The organism is Bradyrhizobium sp. P5_C11_2, from assembly GCF_054049755.1.
This window is the reverse complement of the sequence record NZ_JBFULT010000434.1, coordinates 1-6488: the sequence shown is the minus strand read 5'-3', so window position 1 is coordinate 6488 and position 6488 is coordinate 1. Positions and strand designations below refer to the sequence as shown.

The 6488-nt window shown below is 66.1% G+C and carries 6 protein-coding genes; 1 reads left to right on the top strand and 5 read right to left on the bottom strand.

Translation table 11 applies throughout. The annotated features are described in order from the left end of the window. Positions 1-259, top strand: a 259-nt coding sequence (locus tag ACXJL8_RS30150) for a zinc-binding dehydrogenase (RefSeq protein ID WP_456686101.1), incomplete at its 5' end; no start/stop codon positions are given. Positions 260-370: 111 nt separating this feature from the next. Here the strand turns inward: ACXJL8_RS30150 and ACXJL8_RS30145 are convergent. The 5 genes from ACXJL8_RS30145 to ACXJL8_RS30125 form a co-directional block, all read right to left on the bottom strand. Then, positions 371-1261, bottom strand: coding sequence for a crotonase/enoyl-CoA hydratase family protein (locus ACXJL8_RS30145; protein WP_456618268.1), 891 nt, complete (start codon positions 1259-1261; stop codon positions 371-373). A gap of 127 nt (positions 1262-1388) precedes the next feature. Further along, the gene (locus ACXJL8_RS30140; RefSeq protein ID WP_456618267.1) at positions 1389-2810 is read right to left on the bottom strand and encodes an amidase; all 1422 of its coding nucleotides are present in this window, start codon (positions 2808-2810) and stop codon (positions 1389-1391) included. Beyond that, positions 2803-3975, bottom strand: coding sequence for a M20 aminoacylase family protein (locus ACXJL8_RS30135; RefSeq protein WP_456618266.1), 1173 nt, complete (start codon positions 3973-3975; stop codon positions 2803-2805). The genes ACXJL8_RS30140 and ACXJL8_RS30135 overlap by 8 nt, the downstream gene beginning before the upstream one ends. A 14-nt stretch (positions 3976-3989) precedes the next feature. After that, a complete protein-coding gene (locus ACXJL8_RS30130) occupies positions 3990-5495 on the bottom strand; it encodes a M81 family metallopeptidase (protein ID WP_456618265.1) in 1506 nt (501 codons plus the stop codon). Positions 5496-5780: 285 nt separating this feature from the next. Beyond that, the coding region (locus tag ACXJL8_RS30125; protein ID WP_456686100.1) for an ABC transporter ATP-binding protein at positions 5781-6488 on the bottom strand (708 nt) is incomplete at its 5' end.

Sequence of the window (6488 nt, the reverse complement as noted above, 5' to 3'; positions counted from 1 at the left end):
CACAGGGGGGATCGGCTCGGCGAAGACCAATCTCCTGCTGATCAAGGGCGCCAGTGTGCTCGGCGTGCGCGCGGGCGAAGCCGTGCGAAAAAATCCGGCGCTCGGCGAGGTGCGCCTGAAGGCGCTGCTCGCATGGGCGGAGGAGGGTAAGCTGCGCCCCAACGTCTCGCACCGCCTGCCGCTGGAGGACTTTGCCAAGGCGATGCGGCTGCTGCTCGACCGCAAGGCGATCGGGCGCGTGGCGCTGGTGATGGAGTGACGGTCTTGTAGGGTGGGTTAGCCGAAGGCGTAACCCACCACTTCTGTGACCGCGGATGCGAAAGAGGTGGGTTACGCTTTGCTAACCCACCCTACGAAGCGCGACGATCCCTCACTTATACTCCCGCTCGCTCCACCACGGGAAATAGTCCGGCATGTCGCTCGACACCTTGTTCTTGAACTGCGCCGGGCGCTTTTCCAGGAACGACACCACGCCTTCCTTGACGTCGTCGGAGCGGCCGCGGGCGTAGATGCCGCGGCTGTCGACCTTGTGGGCTTCCATCGGATCGTCGGCGCCCATCATGCGCCACATCATCTGGCGGATCAGCGCGACCGACACCGGTGCGGTCTTGGTGGCGAACTCCTTGGCAAGCGCGCGGGCGGTTGGCAGCAGATCATCGGGCGGCACGACCTTGCTGACCAGACGCCCCGCAAGCGCCTCCTGCGCCGGGAAGACGCGGCCCGAATAGCACCATTCCAGCGCCTGCGAGATGCCGACGATGCGCGGCAGGAACCAGCTCGAGGCGGCTTCCGGCACGATGCCGCGCTGGGAGAACACGAAGCCGAAGCGTGCGGCGTCCGAGGCAATGCGGATGTCCATCGCGAGTTGCATGGTGACGCCGATGCCGACCGCGGGTCCGTTCACCGCGGCGATCACCGGCTTCAAGCACTTGAAGATGCGTAGCGTCACCTGGCCGCCGCCGTCGCGGACCTGCGGATCGCTGTAATCGACCTTGCCGTCGGCGAACCGCTTCACGGGCCCGCGCCGCGCGTCGCGATCGAAGGTGTCGGCGCCGGAGGAGAGGTCGGCGCCCGCGCAAAAGCCGCGGCCGGCGCCGGTGACGATGATGGCGCGGACGTTGTCGTCCTTGTCGGCGGCGTCGAACGCGTCGATCAGCTCTCCTTGCATCTGCGCGTTGAAGGCGTTGAGCCTGTCGGGCCGGTTCAGCGTGATGGTGAGGATCTGCTCGGCGACCTCATACGTGATCGTTTCATACGCCATGGTGGTTTCCTTCCCTGTCATTTCTTGAATCAATTCTGTCATTGCCGGGCTTGACCCGGCAATCCATCTTTTTTGAAGAGGATGGATGCGCGGGTCGAGCCCGCGCATGACGAGTTGCGCTGAGGCGCTAGCGCGCCGGCGGGCTGGGCCAGGGCCGCTGCGGGCCGCGCAGGCCTTCGAACGCCTTGGCCATGCCGAGCACGCCGATATCGTCGAAGCGGCGGCCGACGATCTGCACGCCGATGGGAAAACCCTTGGCGTCGAAGCCGCCGTTGATCGAGATCGCCGGGTTCTCCGACATATTCCACGGCACGGTATAGGCGATGTGCTCGAACGGCTTCATCGGATCGTTGGTCGGCGAGGCAAACTCCGCCGGATAGTTCACGTTCGGCGCGGTCGGCGAGATGACGTAGTCGAGCTCGCAGAACAGCTTTGCCGCGGCAGTGCGGATCGCCATGGTCTGGTTGAAGCCGCGGATGACGTCGACGCCGGACAGCTTTGCGCCGGACTCGCCCCATTTGAAGATATAGGGCAGCACCTTTGCCTGTTCGGTCGGCGTCAGCTTCGACAGATCGTCCCACATCCGCGCGCGCCAGAAATTGTCGAGGCCGTCGAGCATCTCGCGCGTCAGGATGCCGTCGACTTCGGTGATGACGGCGCCGGCGGACTCGAACGTTTTCGCGGCCTTCACCGCGACCTCGCGCACCGGCTTCTCCAGCTTCTCGCCGACGCCGGGATCGAGCATCAACCCGATGCGCAATTTGCGCGGCGATTTTTCCAGTCCCTTCCAATTGAGCGGCTCGGCGGGCAGGCTCATGCCGTCGCGGCGGTCGGGCTTGGCGATCACGCTCATCATCAGCGCGCAATCGTCGACCGTGCGGGTCATGGGGCCGGCGACGCGGCCGACATAGACCGGATCGATCGGCACGCGGCCAAAACTCGGCTTCAGCCCGACGAGCCCGCACCAGCCCGCGGGCAGGCGCACGGAGCCGCCGATATCGGTGCCGAGATGCAACGGGCCATAGCCGGCGGCCGCTGCGGCACCTGCGCCGGCGCTGGAGCCGCCGGGATTCTTGGAGAGGTCCCAGGGATTTCGCGCGAGCGCGTGGAAGCTGGACAGCCCCGAGGACAGCATGCCGTAATCGGGCATGGTGGTTTTTGCGAAGACGATCGCGCCGGCCTCGCGCAGCCGCGCGGCGGGCGGCGCATCCTTCTCGGCCGGCACGAGCTTGACGCTGGCCGCCCCCAGCGGCACCGGCACGCCCTTGGTCGCGATGTTGTCCTTCACCGTCACCGGCACGCCGTCGAGCGGGCCGGACGGCTCGCCGCCGGACCAGCGCGCGGTCGAGGCCTTCGCGGCCTCGCGCGCGCCGTCGGGATCGAACGCATAGAGCGCCTTGAGGTGCGGCTCCCACGCGGCGACGTGCTCGAGCACGTCGTCCAGCACCTCGCTCGGCGAGAACTGTTTTGCGCGATAACCCGCGATCAGATCGACCGCGGAGAGATCGTGCAGCGAGGTGACCGCCTCTGGGACGCTCTTTTTATGCATGGGCACCTACCGGCATGCGTGTCTCGATGATCCGGGCGAACATGCTGGCGCCGATCGGCAGGATCTTGTCGTCGAGCACAAAACCGGGATTGTGCACCGGCACCGAGCCGTCATGGCCGACCCAGAAATAGGCGCCGGGAATGGTTTGCAGCATGTCGGCAAAGTCCTCGCTGCCCATCTTCGGCTGGGCGCGGGTGATCACGTTGGCGGGGTTGACGATCGTGCGCGCGACCTCCTCGACCACCTTGGACTGCTCGACCTGGTTGACCAGCACGCCGAACGTGTCGCGGATGTCGGCTTCGATCTCGCACTGATAGGCGCTCGCGATGCCGGCGCAGATGGTGCGGATGCGTTCGCTGATCAGGGCTCGGACTTCATTCGAGAAGGTGCGGATGGTGCCGCACAGATGCGCTTCACCGGGGATGACGTTGTAGGCGGAACCGGCATGGATCTGCGTGATCGAGATGACGGCGGCCTGCAGCGGCTCGACGTTGCGGCTGACGATGGTCTGGATCGCCTGCGCCAGCGTGGTCGCGATGATCACCGCATCCTTGGAGCGCTCGGGCATCGCGCCATGCGCGCCGTAGCCGGTGATGCGGAGGTCGAAGAAGTCGGCGCTGGCCATCGCGGGGCCGGGCAGGATCGCGATCTCGCCGTGGTTGAGATCGGGCGCGTTGTGCAGGCCGTAGAGCTCGTCGCAGGGAAACTTCTCGAACAGGCCGTCCTTGATCATCGCGCGGGCGCCGCCAAGGCCTTCCTCGGCCGGCTGGAAGATCAGATGCACGGTGCCGTCGAAGTTCTTGGTTTCGGCGAGGTAGCGCGCGGTGCCGAGCAGCATGGTGGTGTGGCCGTCATGGCCGCAGCCATGGAAGCGGCCGGGGATCTTCGAGCTCCATTTCAGATTGGTGTTCTCTTCCATCGGCAGCGCGTCCATGTCGGCGCGCAGGCCAATGCGCTTGCCGCTCGAACCCTTGCCCTTGATGACGCCGATCACGCCGGTGCCGCCGAGACCGCGATGCACCTCGATGCCCCAGCTCTTCAGCTTGTCGGCGACGATGCCGGAGGTGCGCACTTCCTCGAAGCCGATCTCGGGATGGGCGTGAAGGTCGCGGCGAATGGCGGTGAGTTCGTCGGCATAGCCGTCGATGCGCTCGATCGTGGGCATGTGTTCCTGTCCGGTTAGCGTGAAGGGGGATTGAAAACGGGGCCGTTCGGCTTGATGCGGATGCCCGGGCGCAGGCGCGTCCAGGGCAGGGTGGCTGTGTCGGCCGGCATTGCGCCGGGGGCGGCGCAGATCATCAGCTTTTCGGCGATCGGCTCGAAATCGGCGCGGAAGTGCACCGAGCTCTTGTTGACCAGGATCTTCTGCTCGGTCGGCTCGATGCCGACATAGCGATACATCGCCTGGTCGGCGAGTTGCGCCTTGTGCGAAGAGACGACGATTCGGACGTCGCCGATGCGCAAGGCCGCGGAGGGGCCCATCTCCATCTCGCGGCCGCCATAATAGGGGCCGGGCGCGATGAAGCGGCCGTCGGAGAGCTGTTCGACGACGAAGGTCTCGCGATAGGGCTCGTCGCCGGGAATGCCGGACTTGCCGCCGAGCGACAGGGTCACGGTGGCGCCGACGCCGGCGGCATGCGCGGCCTTCGCCGATTCCGGATCGTAGATCGCACCGGTGGCGGCGCTGGCCTTGTTGCGCACCAGCGCGCGCAGCATGCCCGTGGTGTCGGAATCGCCGCCGGCGCCGGGATTGTCCTGGGTATCGGCGATGATGATCGGCTTGCTCGCGCCCTTCGCGAGTTCCATCGCATGACGCACCCCGTCGTCGGGCGACCAGATCTTGCCGTCGAAATCGTCCTCGTGGCTTTCGATCAGTTTGACGATCGCATCGGCCGCGCGGTCGGCGTCTTCCTGTGTCTTGCCATAGGCGAACACGCTCGGCCCGCAGTCGCGGAAATCGGCGGCAGGGAAGCCCGGCGCGAAGGACAGCGTCGGCACGGCGTCGTTTTCGAGGGCCGCGAGCTTCTCGTAGATGCCCTTGGTCGGCTGGTCGTTGGTGCATTGCCAGCTGATCGGGATCAGGAACGGCAATTGCCGGAACGCCTTTGCGAAGCGCTGCCTGCTGTTCAGCAGCAGCGCCAGATGCCTTGCGGAGGCACGGCCCGTCTCGGCCATGTCGACATGGGGATAGGTGCGGTAGGCGATCAGCGCGTCCGCGTGTTCCATCATTTCGGGCGTGACGTTGGCGTGCAGGTCGAGGCTCGTGACCAGCGGAACATCCTTGCCGATGACGCGGCGCACGCGCGCCAGAATTTCGCCTTCGCCGTCGTCGAGATGTTCGGTCACCATCGCGCCGTGCAGGTCGAGATAGACCGCATCGAGCGGGCCGGCAGAAGCGATGCCGTCGACCATCACCTTCACGATGCGCTCGAAGGCGTCCCGGGTGACATGCGCCGACGGGCTGGCACCGCAAGCAATCGTCGGAATGAGTTCCCAACCATTGGCTTCGGCGCTGTCGACGAAACCGGCGAGCCCGACATTGATGCGCCGCATCACCTTCAGCACGTCGACGCCTTGCGTCATCGCCGGCCAGCCGCCGCCATGCTGGAAATCGCTAAACGTGGCCTTCGTCGGAGCGAAAGTGTTGGTCTCGTGCAGGAAGCCGCCGACGGCGATACGTGTCATCAATTCAGTCCAGGCGATTGAAAGTGCGCGACGTTAGCCTTGCCCTTGCGGCGAGGGCAAGCCGGGAAGCAATTCGAAAGCGCATGGGGTCAAGCCGTTTTGGGAATGCTGCGGATGCGGTGGTGTTGTGAGCGTAGCGACGCGCCACAACCTCGGTGTCGTCCTGGCGAAAGCCAGGACCCATACCGCGAGGTCCATCGATTGCGCACGGTGTGAGCACCGGACCACAAGTCTTCGCCAAACGCCTCCCTGGGGTAATGGGTCCCGGCCTTCGCCGGGACGACGTCAGGCGCTCGCCGCCATACCCTCCGCCACCGGCCGGAAATTCGCAAAATCCCAGCCGCGGCCGGGTGCTGCCTCCAGCAAGGCCCTGGTGTAGTCCTCTTTCGGATGCGTCAGCACTTCGGCGGCCGGGCCCTGTTCGACGACGCGGCCGTGCTGCATCACCACGACTTCGTCGCAGATTTGCGCCGCAACGCGCAGATCGTGGGTGATGAACAGGATGGCGATGCCGAGCCGCTTCTGGATCTCGTCGAACAGTTCCAGCACCTGCGCCTGCACGGAGACGTCGAGCGCGGAGACCGCTTCGTCCGCGACCAGCACGTCGGGATCGAGCGCGAGCGCACGCGCAATGGCGATGCGCTGGCGCTGGCCGCCGGAGAACTGGTGCGGATAGCGCGACACCGCGTCCGCCGGCAGGCCGACGAGCTCAAGCAGCTCGCGCGCCCGCTTCATCGCGTCGGCGTGCGAGACGCCGTAATTGATCGGGCCTTCCGCGATGCTCTCGCCGACGGTGACGCGCGGGTTGAGCGAGCGGTAGGGATCCTGGAACACGATCTGGATCTTTTTCCGGTGCGGCTGGAGCAGGCGACGCGAGATGTTGGAGATCTCGCGGCCGGCCAGGCGCACGCCGCCGGAGGTCGGATCGATCAGGCGCACGATGCAGCGCGCCACGGTCGATTTGCCTGAGCCGCTCTCGCCGACGATGCCGAG